Raw genomic sequence first — 2,086 nt, 5'->3', positions numbered from 1 at the left:
AGAATTCTAGCGAGCAAAATTTTGACGGGCAAGCTTCCGCAGGCGCCGTAAATTTAAAAGGCTCCTCCGCGCAGCAGGGCGCAAACGGCGGCGAGAAGCAAGAAGTAAACAACGTCGCGAAGCAGGGCGAGAGGGAGGCCGCAGCTCAAAATATTCAAAGCGCTCAAAGCTTCCAAAATGCTCAAAACGCCGAAACTGAAGCCCGCGAAAATCTGCGCGCGCTTGCGCTGGACGATGAAATTTTGCCGATCGGCGGCGCGGCGCTTTTTAACGACGCGTGCAAAATTTTACGCCGCAACGCCCTGCAAGATCTGATGCAAAAGCTCAAAAACTCCGACGCGCCCGACAAGATCGAGCGGATCTTGGAGTATCAAAAAAAGATCAATCAACTCAAGTAAAGGAACGAAATGAAGGCATTGGCGCTCTTTAGCGGCGGGCTTGACTCCATGCTCGCGGTCAAACTCATCGTCTCGCAAGACATCGAGGTGCTCGCGCTGAATATGGATATCGGATTTGGCGGTAAGGACGATAAGAGCGAGATCATGCGCCGCAGAGCCGCTGCTGCGGGAGCGGATTTTAAAAGCGTCGATATCAGAAGCGAATATCTACGACAGGTGCTTTTCGAGCCCAAATACGGCTACGGCAAGCACTTCAACCCCTGCATCGACTGCCACGGATATATGTTTAAGACCGCGCTTGCGATGCTGCAAAGCGAAGAGGCGAGCTTCATCATCACGGGCGAGGTGCTCGGACAGCGCCCGATGAGCCAGCGCGCGCAGGCTCTAGCTCAGGTCGGCGGGCTTAGCGGCGATGAGGAGGGGCTGATCCTGCGTCCGCTGTGCGCGAAGCTGCTGCCGCCCACGACGCCCGAGATCAAGGGCTGGGTCGATAGGGGCGCGCTGCTTGACATCAGCGGGCGCGGGCGGGCTAGACAGATGCAGCTGGCGGCGGAGTTTGGCTTTGAGGATTACGAAACGCCAGCGGGAGGCTGTTTGCTAACCGTGCAGAGCTTCAGCGAGCGGATCAAGGATGCGGTAAAATTTGAAAAGATCGAAACGCCCGCGGATGCTGAAATTTTAAAATTCGGACGCCATCTGCGCTTGCCTGAGGGCGCCAAGCTCATAATCGGGCGGGATGAGAGCGACAACAAAAAGCTTGCCGCCGTGCAAAATCCAAAATTTAGCGAGATAAAATTTAAAGATGACGTCGTGGGCGCGCTAAGCCTGCTAAGTAGGGGCGCGAGCGAGGCGGATAGAGAGCTTGCGGCAAGGCTGGCGCTAACATACGCCAAAACGGACGCCGCGCGCAGCTACGCCCTGCTCTTAGAGGGCAGCGAGCTGAGCGCAAGCCCATTTGAGAGCAAGGATGTCGCCCGCGAGTATTTTGTATGATAAGCCATGTCAATAAATATAGGGATTGGAGTGCAATATGAAGCTTGAACGTTTTCCCGGTATAAATATTATAATTGAAGAAAAACGTGTTGTTTTTGAATTAAAAATTAAAAACCAAAAATCTGTATATATGTGCCACCCATTTACAAATAACACTGGAGATATTGCGTTTGTTGATAGCATAAAATTCTTAGAATTATGGCGTAATAGTAAAATTGATGTAGATAAAGAAATAAGCAATAAAACGGAAGATGGTTGGCGAAACGATTACAAATATAGTTGGGCAGAAGAGGGCTTTAAACAGGGTCTTGGTAATCCTGTGCCATTGGCTAGAGTTTGTTGTTATTCTGATGAGTATTATGTACCAATAAAAGCAAGATGTATTCCGTTTTTTAAAAGGAATATGTGAAAGAAACAAAATACGCTTGTTCATTTTCTGACGGAATAACACGTGCTATTTGGCTGCTTTCTAATGGAGTGAAATCATTTCCAGTACATTTAAGCTCTTCCGATGAGACAAAAATATTGGCAAAATTTGCAGGTATTACAGAAAATTTTTATTATATAAAGACAGAAATTCAAAGTGAACTGAATTTATGGGATAAGAAATGATATATAAAATTTTAGTCATAAATTTATAGAATTTTAGTTAAAATCCTTTCACCAAAATTTCGCGTAAAAGCTCTGCGAAAATG

The 2,086-nt window shown here is 47.7% G+C and carries 4 protein-coding genes; all 4 read left to right on the top strand.

All coding sequences use genetic code 11. The annotated features are described in order from the left end of the window. Window positions 1–398, top strand: a 398-nt coding sequence (locus Q0257_RS03660) for a hypothetical protein (RefSeq protein ID WP_298021672.1), incomplete at its 5' end; no start/stop codon positions are given. 9 nt (window positions 399–407) lie between these two features. After that, window positions 408–1,391 (top strand): argininosuccinate synthase domain-containing protein, encoded by a 984-nt coding sequence (locus tag Q0257_RS03655; RefSeq protein WP_298021669.1) that lies wholly within the window; start codon window positions 408–410, stop codon window positions 1,389–1,391. A 37-nt stretch (window positions 1,392–1,428) separates the two neighbouring features. Next, window positions 1,429–1,800, top strand: a complete 372-nt coding sequence (locus tag Q0257_RS03650; RefSeq protein ID WP_297903151.1) for a hypothetical protein — start codon at window positions 1,429–1,431, stop codon at window positions 1,798–1,800. Further along, window positions 1,797–2,003, top strand: a complete 207-nt coding sequence (locus tag Q0257_RS03645) for a hypothetical protein (protein ID WP_298021667.1) — start codon at window positions 1,797–1,799, stop codon at window positions 2,001–2,003. Before Q0257_RS03650 ends, Q0257_RS03645 begins: the two co-directional genes overlap by 4 nt. The last annotated feature ends 83 nt before the right edge of the window (window positions 2,004–2,086 follow it).

Origin of the sequence: uncultured Campylobacter sp., assembly GCF_938018035.1 — a bacterium.
GTDB lineage: Bacteria > Campylobacterota > Campylobacteria > Campylobacterales > Campylobacteraceae > Campylobacter_B.
This window is presented reverse-complemented; position numbering and strand designations above follow the sequence as displayed.